Source organism: Thermodesulfomicrobium sp. WS, from assembly GCF_027925145.1.
In the GTDB taxonomy this organism is placed as follows: Bacteria; Desulfobacterota; Desulfovibrionia; order Desulfovibrionales; family Desulfomicrobiaceae; genus Thermodesulfomicrobium.
Map to the genome: position 1 here is coordinate 1,485,180 of NZ_AP027130.1, position 15,288 is coordinate 1,500,467.

The following is a 15,288-nucleotide window of genomic DNA, read 5'->3' on the forward strand; positions in this document are numbered from 1 at the left end:
AAGTATCCTTAAGGGAGTGCACTCCCGAGGTGGTGATGTGGGGTGTTATCCAATGCAAAGGTTATCGATGAGACGTGCCTTGCCCAGAAAAAGCGCCACTGCTGCCAAGGTGGGCGGCTCCACCTGGGTGCGTGGCACCAAGGTGTCTGGATGGACGATCTCTAGGTAGTCGAGCCTGCCGAGGGGCAGATGCTCGGCAAGATAGCGCAGGCCGGCTCCTTTCAGGGCGTCCACATTCCGCTCTCCACCCGCCACACGCTGGCGGAGATTCTGGAGCATGGCAAAAAGGGCCGGGGCCTGGGCGCGTTCTTCGGCCGTCAAATAGACATTGCGTGAGCTCATGGCCAGCCCGTCGGGCTCCCGCACGGTGGGGCAACCGACGATCTCCACCGGACAGGAGAGGTGGCGCACCATGGCGCGGATGACGGCTAGTTGCTGCCAGTCCTTCTCGCCAAAAAAGGCGACATGCGGCTGCACGATCCAGAAAAGTTTGGTCACCACCGTGGCGACTCCCCGAAAATGCCCGGGCCGTGATGCCCCGCAAAGTCCCTGGGAGAGATGCGGCACTTCCACCCAGGTGTCGTGGTCTGGGGTGTACATATCCTGCGCTTGCGGACAAAAAACGAGGTCCACGCCGTGCGCTTGCGCCAAGGCCAGATCGTTTTCGAGGTTGCGCGGGTAGCGCTCCAGGTCTTCGTTCGGGCCAAATTGCGTGGGATTCACAAAGATGGAGGCCACCACCTTGGAGCACCGCTGCCGGGCGGCATCAAGCAGGCTCACGTGTCCTGCGTGCCAATATCCCATGGTAGGGACGAAGCCCACCTGCTGCCCATGGCAGCGCCACTGCATGACCTCTTCACGGACAGCGTCGGGATGGCGCAGAATCTTCATGCCCTCTCCCCTCCCTCTTGTTTGCGCGTGGAAAGCGGCTCTTGAGCGGTCCACAATTCATGCAGCTCTATGTCCAACGCCCGCGTGGACAGGAAGATTTCCATGGCCGAAACCACCAAGGATGCCATAAGCAGGACGAGACTTGCGGCGAATACCCATTTTCCGAGAACGAACCATCCTTCAAAGAGGAAAAACATGCACACCACGCAACATAGCAGGCTCAAGATGCCCAAAAGTTGCATCAGGCGGATGAGTCGCACCCTGCCGAGAAGACTTGCGATTTGTTGACGCACTCCAGATGCCTGTTCATGCCGGTAGCGGTCGTACAGGGAGCGGATACGTGTGGACAGGGCCAAAAAACGGTTCGTATAAGCTAAGAGCAGCAACGAGAGCGTCGAAAACAGCAGTGCAGGGGTAGTCAGGGTGATTTCCATGATACCGACCTTGTTGGGATGGAAAAAATCGGGGGCTACCTAAAGGGGAACGGTGGTATTGTCCAGACGCGCGCCTTCGTCATTGGCGATCAGGCGGCGCCAATAGGCAAAGACCAGACAGGTGAGCGGCAGGGCGAGGAGCAGGCCCAAAAACCCCAGCAAACTGCCCCATACGGAAAGGGAGAGCAGCATCCACGCTGGGGAGAGCCCCATGGCCTTGCCCAAAAAGCGCGGCACCAGCACCATATCCTGAATGGCCTGGACAACGGCAAAGACCACCAGCACGAGCCCCAACACCGTCCAAAACGACGTCCCGGTCTCCAGGGCGTGTACCCCGGCCAACAGCACGGCAGGCACAAATCCTACCATCTGGAGATAGGGCACCATGTTGAGCAGACCCAGAAAGAGCCCCAGGACCACGGCCAAAGGCAGCCCGATGAGACCGAAACCAATGGCAAAAAGGATGCCCACGGTGCCGGCCACCAGGGCTTGGCCGCGGAAATAGCGGCTCATGGCGGTATCGAATTCCGCAAGAAATTCGAGTACCGGCTGCCGCCAGGCCGCAGGAAGCACGGCGTGCCAGCGCTGGCGCAACGAGTGGAAATCCAAGAGCAAGAACACGGTGTAGAGCCCAATGACCAGCACCACGGCCACGGCCATGACCATGCTGTAGGCGCCGCTGATCAGCCCCATGATCCCAGGAACGATACGGCGAAGCGCTCCTTGGGCCATGGAGAGCACACTATCACTGCGCAAGAAGTCCTGCACTTCGGGGCTGGTCAAGACACCGCGCACAGCTTCCCAGACGTCGGGAGGGAGCCGCTTGGCGGCCTCGGCGGCCAGGCGGGAGTTGGAGAGCATCTCTTGGGCCAGTCGTGCCATATGCGCGACTTCCCGGGCGATCATCGGGGTGATGAGCGCTCCAGCCAAGACCAATGCCACGATGGCGCCCAAAAGCACCACGGCAATGGCCACGCTCCGATAGCGCACCCGCGCCTCCACCCACCCTACCAGAGGATCGAGGACGTAGGCCAAAAGCAACCCGATAAGAAAAGGAATGATCGCGTCACTGAGCGCCCCCAGCAGCCGGACTGCGCCCCAAATCACGGCAGCGGCCAAGGCCAGGCGCACGGTGCGATCAAAGGTCCACGGCTCACGACCGAGCATCGTTCCTCCAGGGTCTCACTTGACAGCTTCCGATGGCCTCTTACCTATCGAGGCAGCACACCCTACCCCGTTGGAGGAACACATCCATGACGCAAACGCAAGAGATGGAATTCAAGACCGAGATTCGACAGCTTTTGGAGATCATCACGCATTCCATCTATACCAGCCGAGAGATCTTCCTGCGCGAGCTCATCTCCAACGCCTCGGACGCATTGGACAAGCTGCGCTTCGAACAGGCCCGCGGCGCCGACATTGAAGACCCAGACGCCGAACTCGCCATCCGCGTCACCACCGACGCCGACGCTCGCTCCATCACCATCACCGACACCGGTATCGGCATGACCCAAGAGGAGGTCATCACCAACATCGGCACCATCGCCCATTCCGGGACCGCAGCATTTCTCGCCAAGGCCAAGGAAAGCGGCGCGGACGCCTCCACCCTCATCGGCCGCTTTGGGGTGGGCTTTTACTCGGTCTTCATGGTGGCAGAGCGCGTGGTCCTGCGCACCCGTTCGGCTACGCCCAATGCCAAGCCCGTGGAATGGATTTCCACCGGTCAGGGCTCCTACTCCATCCGCGAACTCGATGAGGCCCTGCCCCGTGGCACCTCCATCCACATCCACCTCAAGGAAGACGCCGCCGAGTTCGCAAACAAAGACCGCCTGGCAGCCATCATCAAAAAGCACTCCAATTTCGTCTCGTTTCCGGTGTATGTGGATGGCGAGAAGGTGAATACCGTACCGGCCCTGTGGCGGGAAAACAAGTTTTCCATCACCAAGGAACAGTATAGCGAATTTTATCGCTTCCTCACCCTGGATTCCGAAGACCCGACACATACCATTCACATCAATGTCGATGCGCCGGTGCAGTTTTCGGCGCTCCTCTTCATCCCGCCCAAGACCATGGATGTGTTCGGCATCGAGCGCGACGCCCACGGCCTGGATCTCTACGTGCGCCGTGTGCTCATTCAATCCAAGAACAAAGACCTCATCCCCGAATATCTCGGGTTCGTGCGTGGCGTGGTGGACACCGAAGACTTGCCCCTCAACATCTCCCGCGAGACCTTGCAGGAGAACCGTGTCATTCGCAAAATCGCCCAGACCATCACCAAACAGGTCCTCGGGGAACTGCACAAGTTCGCCCAAGACCAGGAACGGTACGCTGCTTTTTGGAAAGAGCACAGCAAGCGCTTCAAAATGGGCTATGCAGACTTCGCCAATCAGGAGGCCTTTGCGGAGCTCCTGCGTTTCCACTCCTCGGCGGCTTCCGACCCCGATGCCCTGGTTTCTCTGGAAGAATACGTGGGCCGCATGCAGGAAGGCCAAAAGGCCATCTACTATATCTCCGGCCCATCCCGGGAAGCCATTGAAAAGAACCCCCACGTGGAGATCTTCCGCACCAAGGGGGTCGAATTGCTCTACCTCTTCGACCCTATCGACGAGTTCGTCATGGAGGCCGTGCGTCGTTACCGGGACTTCCCTCTCGAGGCCGCGGAAAACGCGGATCTCCGCAAATTGGAAAACCTCCCCGATACGACCCCCGACGACGCGGCGGCCGCCACTGCTTCGGCACAAGCGGAAGACATGGAGGCCTTGCTGACGGTCATGCGCCGTGTCCTCAAAGACCGAGTGACCGAGGTGCGCGCATCCAAGCGCCTCAGCCACAGCCCTGCCTGCTTGGTGAGTCCCGATGGATCCACCTCGCAGATGCACCGCATCATGCAGATTTTGGCCAAGGATACCTCCATTCCGCAAAAAGTCCTGGAGGTGAACCCCAAACACCCATTGGTGCACAATCTGCAGAAGATGGCCCAGCACAGCCCGGACGACCCCTTCTTGGCCATGGCGGTGGAAGGCATCTTCGAGGCGGCCCTGCTCCAGGACGGCTACCTGGCGGATCCGCACTCTTTGGTGGAGCGGACGTACCGGCTCCTGGAAGAGGCCAGCGCCTGGCATGCGCCCAAGGAGTAATATCAAGGAGTTCTATAGAGAAAAGTTCTTTGCATTGACACACCTAAGGTTCCTCGCTAGCCCGAGGTCTCTGGCATCATCAATTTGAGGAGGTCTTCATGTTTGCACTGAGCAAGGCCGCAAAGGAGCAGTTGGATATGCACTTTGCGGGAAAGGATGTATCCCCCATCCGCGTCTATATCGCCGCTGGCTGAGGGGGGCCGCGGTTGGCCCTCGCTCTGGATGAGCGAAAAGACGGCGATACGGTCCTGGATGTGGATGGCTATACGTTTCTGGTCGAAACGAACCTGCTTCAGGAAGTGGCTCCCATTCGCGTGGATTTCAACCACCACTATGGCTTCAATGTGCAGTCGCGCCTGAAAGTCACCAGTTCGGGCTGCAGTTCCTGCTCTTCCTGCGGGTAGCAGTCCCGATCACCGACGAGAGCAGAGCCTGGGGGAAACCCTGGGCTTTTTTGTTTGGGGCGGTGTTTTTGACTTCCCCTGTCCGCGTGGGTACACCAAAAACCTCGTCTCTTCCCACCTGAGAGGTTCTTATGGAGCGCAAGAAACTGCCCATCGGCATCCAGACCTTTGCCAAGATCTGCCAGGAAAACTGCTATTACGTGGACAAAACGCCGTTCGTGGCGCGTCTGGCCGAGGACGGCGGCTACTACTTCCTCTCCCGGCCGCGGCGCTTCGGCAAATCCCTGTTCCTCGACACCTTGGCTGAAGCATTTGCCGGCAACCGCGCGCTTTTTACCGGACTGTATCTCGAGAATCACTGGAATTGGGAGAATCACCATCCAGTAATTCGGCTTTCCTTCGCCGAAGGGCGGCTGCAGCAGGAAGCCCAGTTGGAAGAACACATCCACGAGACCCTGACGGAAAATGCGGAGCGCCTCGGGGTGTCCATCGATCCTGCGCCCAAAGACGTCCACCTGCGCTTCGGTCAGCTCATCACCCGTGCAGCGGAGAAGCACAAGCGCCAGGCCGTGGTGCTCATTGACGAGTACGACAAACCCATCCTCGATAACCTCACCGATCCGGACACGGCGCGGGCCATGCGCGAGGGCCTGCGCAACATCTATTCCGTGCTCAAGGGCCGGGATGCAGATCTGCGCTTCGTGTTTCTCACCGGGGTGTCCAAGTTCAGCAAGGTGAGTCTCTTTTCCGGGCTCAACAACCTCAACGACATCACCGTGGATGAGCGCTACGCCACCATCTGCGGCTATACCGAAGCAGATCTGGATGCGGTCTTCGGCCCGGAGTTTACCGCTGCCGCCAAGGAAGGCCGCGCGCTCGATCGCGATGCCGTGCGTGCCTGGTACAACGGCTACCGCTGGGGAAGCGGGGAAAGCGTCTACAATCCTTTCGACGTGCTGCTCCTTCTCGATAAGCGAGAATTTCGCGCCTGGTGGTTCGAGACCGCCACGCCTACGTTTCTCGTGGAGTGGCTCATGCGCCATCAGTTCTTCACCCCGCGTCTGGAGCGCCTGTACGCCGACGACGCCCTGCTTTCGGCCTTTGACGTGGAGGCCATCGCCCCCGAGGCCCTGCTTTGGCAGACGGGCTACGTCACCATCACCCGCGTGCACCGCAGCGAAGACGGGGTGGAGTACGAGCTGGGTCTTCCCAACCGCGAGGTGCGCATGGCCCTCAACCGCGCCCTGGTGCGGGGCTTGGTGCCCGAGCTCCCGCATGCCCCGAATTTTGCCCTCACCACCATGCTCAAGGAGGGCGACGCCCACGGCCTGGGTGAGCACATGCGCAGCCTCTTTGCCGGCATCCCCGCAGACTGGTACCGCAAAAACCCCATGGCCCGGTACGAAGGTTATTTCGCCAGCGTGTTCTATAGCCACCTGGCGGGCCTTGGGGTGATGACCATCCCGGAGCGCGTCTGCACCCCGGGGCGCTTGGACCTGGTGGTCATCGCCGGGGCAGTGGTGTGGATCTTCGAGTTCAAGGTCATCGACGGCGACACCCCCACGGGCGAGGCCCTGCGGCAGATCCAGGCAAAGGGCTACGCCGCGGCCTACCGGGGCAAGGCGGCAGTAGCGCGGGTCGTGGAAGTGGGGGTGGAATTCAGCACGGCCAAGCGCCAGATCGTGGGCTGGGAGGTGGCATAACGCGCCTCTTGGAGGGGGTGATGTCCTCTTGGTTGATGCCGCGACTGTCTGGCGCAACCTGGGCGGCGCGCCCCCCAAGACGAGGTGCCCTGGTTGCGGCTTGGCGGCATGTATTGTTCTCTCGGACCGCACTGGGTGACAACCAGAGTGCTCTCGCGTATGTCCCCGGTCCGGGAGGAGCCATTGCGTCGACCAAGCCTATGCCTTCTGGTGGTGCTGACTCTCCTGGCCTCGGTGTGTTGGGGCGAGGAGAACGTGCGGCTTTTTTTCCACAAAACCGCTGCGGGCAAGGCCCCAGAGGGGCCCAAGCACGTGGTGCGGGAAGGGGAATGGCTCTACAAAATCCTTGAGGACGCCGGCTTTTCCCGGGAAGAATTCCCTCAAGTGATTCCCAAGGTGCGGGCCATGAACCCGCATGTGGCGGACTTCAACCACCTGCGCGCCGGCCAGGTGCTCTATCTCCCGCGGGCCCCAAAGGCCGGCAAGGCATCTGCCTCGCACCGCCCGCCGGTCTCCCCTTCCGCCCCACCGACGCTGCTGCGCAAGGAATACGTGGTGCAGCCAGGGGAGACCCTGACCCAGATCTTGCGGCGGGAAACCGGCGCCACGGATGCCGAACTTTACGCGCGGCTCTTTGATGTGGTGCGGCAATACAACCCGCACATCCACAACCTCGACGCCCTGCGCCCCGGCGACCGCTTGGAACTCCCCGCCGGAACCCCTTGGCGGAGCGACGCCGAAGGCAACGCTTCCTCTACCAGTGCCGAAGACACATCCCCCAACGAAGACGCCCCCTTGGGTGCGGGAGAAAATGCCACGCAAGAAGTCGGCGTCGCCCAGGGCGGCACGGGGGGAAACGGCACGGGTCTTGCCCCCGCAGGAGGACTGGCCGTGCCCGCAAGCGGTGATGCCCCTCAAAGCACCATCGAGAGAAGCGGATCCGAACCTGCGCAACCCGCTGTCTCGGTATCGCCGCTGCGTTCTTGGGAACAGGGACGAGCGCAGGCCCGCCAGCTTCTCCAAGGTTTGGGTTTGACCTTGATCCCAGGAGAAGAGGCCCTTTTTCCCTTGGAAGACGGCAGTTGGTTTGCCGTCAATCTGCGCGAAACTCCGGCCCTTTCCACGCCGTGGGGGGCGCGCATGCTCCTCCTGGATGCCCCCAAGCCCGCCTCGTGGATGGAGAGTGCCCGAGCCGCAGGCTTTGTCCCCATCATGGTGCCTGCGGACTGGCAACTGCGCCCGGTGCTCCAGGCGCTGGCAGGCGCGTTCCCCCAGCAGGTACATTTGTGGCCCCAAGGCCGCAATCTGGTGCTGCCGCGCCAGGGCATGAGCATCAATCTCAGGGCCGCACTCGTGGCGGTCCTGGAGGGCGGGCGCACGGTAGCCCTATGGACCCAGGACCAAAACGCCCCGCCGCTTCCGCAAGGGGTGCGGGAAATTTTGGCTGCTGCGCAGGTGACGCTTCTGGAAACTGACGCCAGCGGCACACCCTTTGCCCCGCCAGCGCTGCCCGGGGCGGCCATGCTCCTTCCTGCGGCCAACGCCGCCTGGCTCCACAAGCAGCTCGACGCACGTTTTCCCGAGATCCGCCCGCTGACCTCGCCGGGGCAGATCTTGGCCTTCTTGCGGCATGGGAAGCACCTGGTTTCCAAACATATCACCCTTTCCTGGGTGCGCGGCGCCAACGAGCTTTCCATCCAAATCCCTGCATGGCTCATCGATGGCGAGCCTCCCATCGCCCTCCTGGAAGACCCTCTGCCGGCCACAGTAGCCTTGCTTGCCCAAAACGGCTACCAATGCGCCCGCATGGAACGCTGACAGGAGGAGGCCGCATGCGTGCGGAATTTCGGGTGTATGGGCACATCGCTGGGGCGCCGAAACCTGTCCTCGATCGCATCGCGCAGATGTTGGCCGGGTACGAAGTCACCTTCCAAGCCGATGGAAGCCTCGACTTTGTCCACGAAGGCCTGTGGCGGGACGCGGAGGCCGACCTTCACGCAATCCATGAAGTCTTGGGCGCTGCAGGTCGCGGGGTGGTGGATGTCATCGACCACGCCGAGTGGCGGATGACCCGGTACTTCTTGGAAAATGGCGGCATTCGGGCCGTGCCCATCCATCTCGATCACGCCCTGGACACCGCCTACCGCAGCGAAAAAGGAGTGGATCATGCATGAACTATCCTTGGTGGAGGGCATCCTCGCCATCGTGCGCGAAGAAATGGCCAAGCACGGCCTCAAGCGCCTTATCCGGGTACGGGTCAAACACGGGGAGCTTTCCGCAGTGGTGCCTGAAGCCTTGGAGACGGCCTTTGAGGTCCTGACCGTGGGCACCGATCTCGCCGGGGCCTGCTTGGAACCGGAGATGGTCCCCCTGCGGGTACGTTGCCGCCAGTGCGGCGAGGAGTTTTCTCCATCGGAGAACGAACGCTTCTTGATGCCCTGTCCGGCCTGTGGCACGGAGCTCGGCCACCATGTCCTTTCTGGAAGGGAACTCTACATCGACCACATCGAGGCCGAATAGTCCGGCCTGCAACCTGAATTGCAAGGAGAAGAGCCCATGCAAGTGGAAGTCGCCCGCAATATCCTGGAAGCCAACGACGCCGGCGCCGAAGAGCTGCGCCGCATCTTCGCTCGTCATGGCCTGTTGGTGCTCAACCTCATGAGCTCCCCGGGATCGGGCAAGACCACCCTCCTCGAGCGCACACTTACGGATTTGCGCGGACAGTTGCGCTTTGGAGTCATCGAAGGCGATTGCCAGACGGAAAACGACGCCCGCAGGGTGGCCGCCACCGGCGCCCGGGCCGTGCAGATCAATACCCATGGCGGCTGCCACTTGGATAGCACCATGGTGCGCGAGGCCTGTGAGCAGCTCGGGCTGGACGACCTGGATATCCTCATCATCGAAAACGTGGGCAACTTGGTTTGCCCGGCGGAGTTTTCTTTGGGCGAGGACGCCAAGGTGACCATCTTGAGTGTCACCGAAGGGGACGACAAGCCCGAAAAATATCCCTTCATCTTCTCCCAATCCCGGGTTATGCTCCTCAACAAGATCGATCTCTTGCCCTACGTGCCCTTTGACCCCGCCCGGGCGAGCGCCTTTGCCCGCGCCGTCAACCCTGAGCTGGAGATCTTCGAGGTGGCGGCCCTTTCCGGCCAGGGCATGGACGTATGGTATGCGTGGCTGCGCAGGAGTCTGGAAGCCAAGCGGGCGGCACGCTAGATCGCATGCGCTCCATTTTCGAGCATTCCTCAAAGGAGGACCCTATGTTCCAAGTCAAGGACATCATGACGGAAGACGTGTTCACCCTCAAAGAAACCGATACCTTGAGTGCGGCCAAGGACCTCATGAGTTTGGCCCGCATCCGCCACATCCCCATTGTGAACGACGCCGGAAAATTCGTGGGTCTGGTGACCCACCGGGATATCCTGTCCGCTACGGTCTCCAAACTTGCAGGCATCGATTCCGCAACCCGAGAAGAGATCGAATCCCGCATCCCGGTGCGCGAGATCATGCAGCGGGAAGTGACCACCATCCGTGAAGACGCCCCGCTCAAAGAGGCGGCCACCATCCTGCTCCGGGGAAAGTTCGGCTGCCTGCCGGTGCTGCGGAAGGGCAAACTTTGCGGCATCATCACCGAGGCCGATTTCCTGCGCCTCACCATCCAGCTCCTCGAAGCCACGGACGTGGACGACGCCTAAGAGGGGTTTGACACCATGGGGGATGGCTTCGTAGGCGAAGCGGCATGCACGCCATCCATCCCCGCATCCAATCCGCCCTGGAAACGGTGCTCGCCGGCGGCACAGTCTCGCCAGAGGCGGCGATGGAGATCGCTCTCCTGCCCGACTCCGAGACCCCAGGCCTGCTGCTGGCGGCCCGCACCATCCGCCGGGCCTTTCTCGGTGCAGCCACGCACCACTGCGCCATCGTCAACGCCAAGAGCGGCCGCTGCTCGGAAAACTGCGCCTTTTGCGCCCAAAGCAGCCATTGGCCCACTGCGGTTTCGCAGTACGGCCTCTTGGATGAGGCCAGCCTCGTGGCGCGCGGTGAAGAAGCCGCCGCCTGGGGGGTGCGCTGCTTTTCCCTGGTGACCAGCGGTCTGCGCCTCTTACCCCGGGAGATGGAGACCGTGTGTCGGGTGGTGGAGGTCCTGCGCCGGCGCACGAACCTGGAAATCGCCGCCTCCTTGGGGCTGCTTTCCGAAGAGGACGCCCGCTGCCTGCGGCAGGCAGGGCTGGTGCGCTACCACCACAACCTGGAGACCGCGGGCTCATTCTTTGCCCGCATTTGCTCCACCCATGATTACGCCGAAGACCTCGCCACTGTGGAGCGGGCCAAGGCCCATGGATTTTCCGTGTGCTGCGGCGGCATCCTCGGCCTTGGGGAAGGATGGGCCGAACGCATCGAGCTCGCCTGCACCCTGCGCGACCTCGAGGTGGACCGGGTCCCCCTCAATTTCCTCACCCCCATCCCCAAGACCCCACTGGAGAACCAGCCCCTCCTTGCCCCGGCCGAGGCCCTCAAAAGTATCGCCCTCTTCCGCCTGCTTGTGCCCCGCGCCGGCATCACCATCGCCGGCGGACGCGGCCGCGTGCTCCAAGACTACCAGTCCTGGGCGCTTCTCGCCGGCGCCACCGGCTACATGCTCGGCAATTACCTCACGACTCCGGGGCGGGATCTTGCCGCAGACCAAGCCATGCTGGAGGCCGGGACATGGATTTGACCATCATGCACCGCTCGCCCTCCCAGATCACGGCGCAGCTTTCCTTTTCCGCCCACGACCCCTGGGTGCGGGAGCACTTTCCCGGCGCTCCCGTGCTCCCTGGATCCCTGGCCCTGGCGGCCGTGCTCTATCTTGCCGAACACCTGGCCGCGCAAACATGGACGGTCCGGCGGCTGCGCTGCCACGCCCCGGTGCCGCCGGGCACCTACCGCCTGTGCGTCAGCCAGCACCAGGGCGGCGTGCGCGGCATGCTCGTTGACGCTCACGAAACGCCGCTCGTCTCTGCGGAGCTTGTGCCATGAAGCTTACCTTTCAGGGCCGCCGCGCCCTCCTTCTGGGCGGAAGCTGCGACCTTGGATTGGCCCTCATTCCACTCCTCAACGCCGAAGGGCTCGAAGTCTTCGCCACCGCCGCCTCCGCGCCAGGACGGGCCCGCCTCGCCGCCCTGCTGCCACCGGAGCGGATATACACCGTGCACCTCGGAGAAGCGGCAAGCGTATCGGTATTGGCCGAAAACCCGCCGCTGGTGGACTATCTGGTGGATCTGGCGCACCTGCGGGAAGACGACGCCCTGCTGCTCTCCCTGGACCCCGCCAAGGCCCACGCCACCTGGATGGCCATGGGGGCGCACCGCCACCAGCTCATCTGCGCCCTGGGCCGCGGCATGCTCGCCCGGCGTTTCGGACGCATGCTCTACGTCTCTTCCACCGCTGCCGCTGTCCCTGCCCCAGGGCAAGGACTCTACAGCGCCCTCAAGCGGGCTGCTGAAGGCATCTATCACACCCTTGGGGTGGAGCTCGCCAGCCGCGGGGTCAGCACCGTGAGCCTGCGCCTTGGTCTGACCCAGGCCGGCCGCGGGGCCGCCTTTCTTGAGCACCACCCCCACCTCCCCTGGGTATCCCCCGAGGACGCCGCCTCCTGCATGGTGTTTCTCCTCTCCGACCAAGGGCTGTGCATCCGTTTGACCTCCATCACCGTGGACGCCGGACTCTTAGCGCGTAAGTATTCATCATGACTGACGAAATCATTCGAATCATTGCCGATATCATGGACCAAGACCCGCACACCATCACCCCCGCCACCTACCTGGTGCGGGATCTGGGCGCTCAGTCCATCGACCTTTTGGAAATCGGTGTGGCCATGCAGCAGCGCCTGGGCATCCCGGTGCAGGACGACACCCTGTTTTTGCGGGATCTGCGTCTGGTGCTGCTGCGTGCCGCGGACGAAAAGACCGCGCCCGAAGCGGCCTTGGCGCAGCGCTATCCCCATCTGAGCCCGGCGCGCATCAGCGCCATCCTTGCGGATCTCGATGCCGGTCCGGTGCTGCAAGTGGCGGATCTTGTCGCCTACGCCGTCCACGTACGCTCATGAAGGTTGTGCTCACCGGCTGGGGGGCGGTCACCCCCTTGGGAGCGAGCCCGCAGGCCATGGCCGAGGCTGTGCGTCGAGGGCAAACCCCCTTTGTCCCATCGCCATGGGGGTATCCGGTGGCCCCGGCACCTTCCCCCAATGTGCGCGCCCTCGTAGGTCCCATGAAAAACGCCCGCTACCTCTGCCGGGCCGGGCGCCTGGCCGTGGCTGCAGCGGTGCAGGCAGTGGCGGATGCGGGGCTTGCTCCTCCACTTTCTCGGACGGCGCTTTTTCTCGGCCTTGGCCCGCACCTGGAGGCAGCCCCACCCCAGGCCTTGTGGCTCTTGTCCGCCATGCCCTCCACCACCACTTCCCTGGTGGCCGCGGCCCTGGGCATCCACGGGGAAAGCGCCACGCTACTCGGGGCATGTGCGGCCTCGACGCAAGCCTTGGCCTGGGGGGCCCGGACCATCGCCGAGGGCCGCACCTCCGTGGCCCTGGTGGGCGGCGCCGACAGCCGGGTGGGCGAGCGCGCGGTGGCGGCGTACGCCAGCGCCGGAGTCCTCGCCCCTGCGGACATCCGCCCCTTCGATAGAGAACGAAGCGGCTTCATCCCCGCCGAAGGAGCGGCTATGATGGTCCTGGAATCCGAAGAGCATGCCCGCGGCCGCGGGGCCCGCATCCTCGCCTCCGTCCTCGGCACCGGCATAGGCATCGACGGCCGGGAACTCACCGACCCCAACCCCAAGACCATGGCCCCAGTGGTGCGTAGCGCCCTCAAAGGGACGGCGGTGGACCTCTCCCGGCTTCTGGTGTTAGCCCACGGCACCGGCACCCGAGCTGGAGACGCGGCCGAAGCCGCCATGCTGGAAGCGGTGCTCGGCAGCGATTTTCCGGGTGCGGTAACGGCGCTCAAGTCCTGGCTGGGGCACGGGGCCGCCGCCTGCGGACTCATGGAGCTTGCCCTCTTGCTCGCCTGCCGCAGCCATGGGTTCGTGCCGCCGGTGCGCGGCCTTGCCACCCCGTGCGCCCGGCTGCCCTTCATGCGTGCATGCCGGCCATGGCAGCCGCGCTTTGTGCTTGTAGAAAGCTTTGGTTTCGGCGGCCAGGCCGCCGCCGTGCTCATGGAGTTGACCCATGCCCTGGGAACCCCGGTTTGATCCCAGCCAGGCCCTCAGCCGTATCCATGCCTATGCCCCGGAGTATCTGGAAGCCGAGGCCCGGGGGGGAAGTCCGGCCATGTTCCTGGAAGCCCTAGCCCAGGCGTGCGGCCTGCACGCCCGCTGGAGGGCCCGGTTCATGGTGCAGGTCCGCTTGGTTTCCATGGCCGACATTCGCCTGCAGCCCGGCCGCGGCACCCATGTTCACGCCTCTCTTCAGGCCGCGACCGCTTCCGGCGCACGCTACCGGGTGGAAGCTGATTTTCTGGCCGCTCCGGCCGCAGTGACCCTGGCCCTTCTGCCGGAAGCCTCCCCGCAAACCCTTTTCCAGAACCGTTTCCAATGGCTCGCTTCCTGACCACGCTGCACGATCGTCTGCGTGTCCTCGATGCCTGCGGCCTTGGCCGCACGGTGCTGCCCGTGGAAGACCGCCACGGCCCCATGGTGCGGGTGGACGGCAAATGGCTGGTGGATTTTTCGTCCAACGATATCCTGGGGATCGCAAGGGATCCAGACCTGGCCGCCCGTATCTGGAATGCGGTGCGGCCCAGACGCCTGGGGGCGGGGGCGGCGCGCCTAGTCAGCGGGCAGAGCCCGGAGCTGGACGAGGCGGAAGCAGCGCTGGCTGCCTGGTGCGGCGCGCCTGACGCCCTGCTCTTTCCCAGCGCCACGCAGGCCAACGCCGCGGTGGCGTCCCTCTTTCAAGGGGACGACCTGGTGGCGGTGGACAAACGCGTGCACGGCAGCATCCTGCACGGGCTTTCCGCCAGCCGCGCCCAGGTGCGCTCCTTTGGCCATAATCGTCTCCCGCACCTTGCCCGCATCCTTGCGAGCGCCCCGGTTGCCGCTGTATGGAGCGAGTCGCTTTTCAGCATGGATGGCGATAGCCCCGACATCCCGGCCATGGCGCAGTGCTGCCGCGAGCACGGCGCCCTGCTTGTCCTCGACGAGGCCCACGCCGTGGGGGTGCTCGGAGCGCACGGCAAGGGCCTTGGCGAAGGATACGCCCCGGTGCGCACCGTGGGACTGGGCAAGGCCTTGGGACTGGTAGGCGGGGCAGTGCTCGGGCCGCCGGAAGTGCGGCGCGCCCTGCTGCACCTGGCGCCTTCGGCCATGTTCACCACAGCGCTTCCGCCGTGGATGGGAACGCTCATCACGACCGTGATCCACGAAGTCCGGCAGCAGGAAGAGCGGCGGCGCCAGGTAGCCCACCTGGCGGATTTGGCCCGCCGTCTGTTCCAGGGCCTTGGCGTCCCGGTGCTGGGGACCCACCATATCCTGGCCGTGGTGCTGGGCAGCGAAACCCGTGCCGCCAAGGTCGCCTGGCGTCTTCGAGATTTTGGATTTCTCGTCTTTGCCGCCCGCTACCCCACGGTGCCCTTGGGTGCTGCGCGCCTGCGCGTGGTGGTCACGGCCCAGCACACCGAGGAGCATCTCCACCAACTTGCCAGCGCCATAGCCCAGGCGCTTCACGATCTTACGGAGTGAC

Annotated in this window: 18 protein-coding genes; 15 read left to right on the forward strand and 3 right to left on the reverse strand. The window is 63.5% G+C overall.

Features of this window, described 5'->3' with window-relative positions:
• Nucleotides 1-45: 45 nt before the first annotated feature.
• From panC to QMF81_RS07160, 3 genes are read right to left on the reverse strand one after another with little or no spacing between them, the layout of a single operon-like run.
• Nucleotides 46-891 (reverse strand): pantoate--beta-alanine ligase, encoded by an 846-nt coding sequence (panC, locus tag QMF81_RS07150; protein ID WP_281750067.1) that lies wholly within the window; start codon nucleotides 889-891, stop codon nucleotides 46-48.
• Complete coding sequence (locus QMF81_RS07155; protein ID WP_281750068.1) at nucleotides 888-1,325, reverse strand: DUF2721 domain-containing protein; 438 nt, start codon at nucleotides 1,323-1,325, stop codon at nucleotides 888-890. The genes panC and QMF81_RS07155 overlap by 4 nt, the downstream gene beginning before the upstream one ends.
• A 39-nt stretch (nucleotides 1,326-1,364) precedes the next feature.
• Nucleotides 1,365-2,492, reverse strand: a complete 1,128-nt coding sequence (locus QMF81_RS07160) for an AI-2E family transporter (protein ID WP_281750069.1) — start codon at nucleotides 2,490-2,492, stop codon at nucleotides 1,365-1,367.
• A gap of 86 nt (nucleotides 2,493-2,578) precedes the next feature.
• On the opposite strand from QMF81_RS07160, the gene htpG reads away from it, so the two are divergent.
• The 15 genes from htpG (at nucleotide 2,579) to QMF81_RS07235 (ending at nucleotide 15,287) form a co-directional block, all read left to right on the forward strand.
• On the forward strand, nucleotides 2,579-4,462 hold the full coding sequence (gene htpG / locus QMF81_RS07165) for a molecular chaperone HtpG (RefSeq protein WP_281750070.1): 1,884 nt from the start codon (nucleotides 2,579-2,581) through the stop codon (nucleotides 4,460-4,462).
• Between the two features lie 98 nt (nucleotides 4,463-4,560).
• Nucleotides 4,561-4,866 (forward strand): IscA/HesB family protein, encoded by a 306-nt coding sequence (locus QMF81_RS07170; RefSeq protein WP_281750071.1) that lies wholly within the window; start codon nucleotides 4,561-4,563, stop codon nucleotides 4,864-4,866.
• A 131-nt stretch (nucleotides 4,867-4,997) separates the two neighbouring features.
• Nucleotides 4,998-6,569, forward strand: a complete 1,572-nt coding sequence (locus QMF81_RS07175; protein ID WP_281750072.1) for an ATP-binding protein — start codon at nucleotides 4,998-5,000, stop codon at nucleotides 6,567-6,569.
• 183 nt (nucleotides 6,570-6,752) lie between these two features.
• Entirely contained in the window at nucleotides 6,753-8,387 is a 1,635-nt protein-coding gene (locus tag QMF81_RS07180) for a LysM domain-containing protein (RefSeq protein ID WP_281750074.1), read from the forward strand.
• Nucleotides 8,388-8,401: 14 nt separating this feature from the next.
• The gene (locus tag QMF81_RS07185) at nucleotides 8,402-8,743 is read left to right on the forward strand and encodes a hypothetical protein (protein ID WP_281750075.1); all 342 of its coding nucleotides are present in this window, start codon (nucleotides 8,402-8,404) and stop codon (nucleotides 8,741-8,743) included.
• Complete coding sequence (locus tag QMF81_RS07190; RefSeq protein ID WP_281750077.1) at nucleotides 8,736-9,089, forward strand: hydrogenase maturation nickel metallochaperone HypA; 354 nt, start codon at nucleotides 8,736-8,738, stop codon at nucleotides 9,087-9,089. The genes QMF81_RS07185 and QMF81_RS07190 overlap by 8 nt, the downstream gene beginning before the upstream one ends.
• Nucleotides 9,090-9,125: 36 nt before the next feature.
• Complete coding sequence (gene hypB, locus QMF81_RS07195) at nucleotides 9,126-9,788, forward strand: hydrogenase nickel incorporation protein HypB (RefSeq protein WP_281750079.1); 663 nt, start codon at nucleotides 9,126-9,128, stop codon at nucleotides 9,786-9,788.
• Nucleotides 9,789-9,832: 44 nt separating this feature from the next.
• Entirely contained in the window at nucleotides 9,833-10,267 is a 435-nt protein-coding gene (locus QMF81_RS07200; RefSeq protein ID WP_281750081.1) for a CBS domain-containing protein, read from the forward strand.
• A gap of 44 nt (nucleotides 10,268-10,311) precedes the next feature.
• On the forward strand, nucleotides 10,312-11,289 hold the full coding sequence (bioB, locus tag QMF81_RS07205; RefSeq protein WP_281750082.1) for a biotin synthase BioB: 978 nt from the start codon (nucleotides 10,312-10,314) through the stop codon (nucleotides 11,287-11,289).
• A complete protein-coding gene (locus QMF81_RS07210) occupies nucleotides 11,280-11,591 on the forward strand; it encodes a hypothetical protein (protein ID WP_281750083.1) in 312 nt (103 codons plus the stop codon). The genes bioB and QMF81_RS07210 overlap by 10 nt, the downstream gene beginning before the upstream one ends.
• Entirely contained in the window at nucleotides 11,588-12,304 is a 717-nt protein-coding gene (locus tag QMF81_RS07215) for an SDR family oxidoreductase (RefSeq protein ID WP_281750084.1), read from the forward strand. The genes QMF81_RS07210 and QMF81_RS07215 overlap by 4 nt, the downstream gene beginning before the upstream one ends.
• Nucleotides 12,301-12,660 carry an acyl carrier protein gene (locus QMF81_RS07220; protein WP_281750085.1) on the forward strand — a complete coding sequence of 120 codons (360 nt, stop codon included), beginning with the start codon at nucleotides 12,301-12,303 and terminating at the stop codon, nucleotides 12,658-12,660. Before QMF81_RS07215 ends, QMF81_RS07220 begins: the two co-directional genes overlap by 4 nt.
• Nucleotides 12,657-13,799, forward strand: coding sequence for a beta-ketoacyl synthase N-terminal-like domain-containing protein (locus QMF81_RS07225; RefSeq protein WP_281750087.1), 1,143 nt, complete (start codon nucleotides 12,657-12,659; stop codon nucleotides 13,797-13,799). Before QMF81_RS07220 ends, QMF81_RS07225 begins: the two co-directional genes overlap by 4 nt.
• Nucleotides 13,777-14,157, forward strand: coding sequence for a hypothetical protein (locus QMF81_RS07230; protein WP_281750089.1), 381 nt, complete (start codon nucleotides 13,777-13,779; stop codon nucleotides 14,155-14,157). Before QMF81_RS07225 ends, QMF81_RS07230 begins: the two co-directional genes overlap by 23 nt.
• Nucleotides 14,142-15,287 (forward strand): aminotransferase class I/II-fold pyridoxal phosphate-dependent enzyme, encoded by a 1,146-nt coding sequence (locus QMF81_RS07235; protein ID WP_281750090.1) that lies wholly within the window; start codon nucleotides 14,142-14,144, stop codon nucleotides 15,285-15,287. The genes QMF81_RS07230 and QMF81_RS07235 overlap by 16 nt, the downstream gene beginning before the upstream one ends.
• The last annotated feature ends 1 nt before the right edge of the window (nucleotide 15,288 follow it).

What these genes read in the sequence shown, in the direction of transcription:
- panC (WP_281750067.1), bottom strand. Translation starts at nt 891, where the DNA reads ATGAAGATTCTGCGCCATCCCGACGCTGTCCGTGAAGAGGTCATGCAG.
- QMF81_RS07155 (WP_281750068.1), bottom strand. Translation starts at nt 1,325, where the DNA reads ATGGAAATCACCCTGACTACCCCTGCACTGCTGTTTTCGACGCTCTCG.
- QMF81_RS07160 (WP_281750069.1), bottom strand. Translation starts at nt 2,492, where the DNA reads ATGCTCGGTCGTGAGCCGTGGACCTTTGATCGCACCGTGCGCCTGGCC.
- htpG (WP_281750070.1), top strand. Translation starts at nt 2,579, where the DNA reads ATGACGCAAACGCAAGAGATGGAATTCAAGACCGAGATTCGACAGCTT.
- QMF81_RS07175 (WP_281750072.1), top strand. Translation starts at nt 4,998, where the DNA reads ATGGAGCGCAAGAAACTGCCCATCGGCATCCAGACCTTTGCCAAGATC.
- QMF81_RS07185 (WP_281750075.1), top strand. Translation starts at nt 8,402, where the DNA reads ATGCGTGCGGAATTTCGGGTGTATGGGCACATCGCTGGGGCGCCGAAA.
- QMF81_RS07190 (WP_281750077.1), top strand. Translation starts at nt 8,736, where the DNA reads ATGCATGAACTATCCTTGGTGGAGGGCATCCTCGCCATCGTGCGCGAA.
- hypB (WP_281750079.1), top strand. Translation starts at nt 9,126, where the DNA reads ATGCAAGTGGAAGTCGCCCGCAATATCCTGGAAGCCAACGACGCCGGC.
- QMF81_RS07200 (WP_281750081.1), top strand. Translation starts at nt 9,833, where the DNA reads ATGTTCCAAGTCAAGGACATCATGACGGAAGACGTGTTCACCCTCAAA.
- bioB (WP_281750082.1), top strand. Translation starts at nt 10,312, where the DNA reads ATGCACGCCATCCATCCCCGCATCCAATCCGCCCTGGAAACGGTGCTC.
- QMF81_RS07210 (WP_281750083.1), top strand. Translation starts at nt 11,280, where the DNA reads ATGGATTTGACCATCATGCACCGCTCGCCCTCCCAGATCACGGCGCAG.
- QMF81_RS07215 (WP_281750084.1), top strand. Translation starts at nt 11,588, where the DNA reads ATGAAGCTTACCTTTCAGGGCCGCCGCGCCCTCCTTCTGGGCGGAAGC.
- QMF81_RS07220 (WP_281750085.1), top strand. Translation starts at nt 12,301, where the DNA reads ATGACTGACGAAATCATTCGAATCATTGCCGATATCATGGACCAAGAC.
- QMF81_RS07225 (WP_281750087.1), top strand. Translation starts at nt 12,657, where the DNA reads ATGAAGGTTGTGCTCACCGGCTGGGGGGCGGTCACCCCCTTGGGAGCG.
- QMF81_RS07230 (WP_281750089.1), top strand. Translation starts at nt 13,777, where the DNA reads ATGCCCTGGGAACCCCGGTTTGATCCCAGCCAGGCCCTCAGCCGTATC.
- QMF81_RS07235 (WP_281750090.1), top strand. Translation starts at nt 14,142, where the DNA reads ATGGCTCGCTTCCTGACCACGCTGCACGATCGTCTGCGTGTCCTCGAT.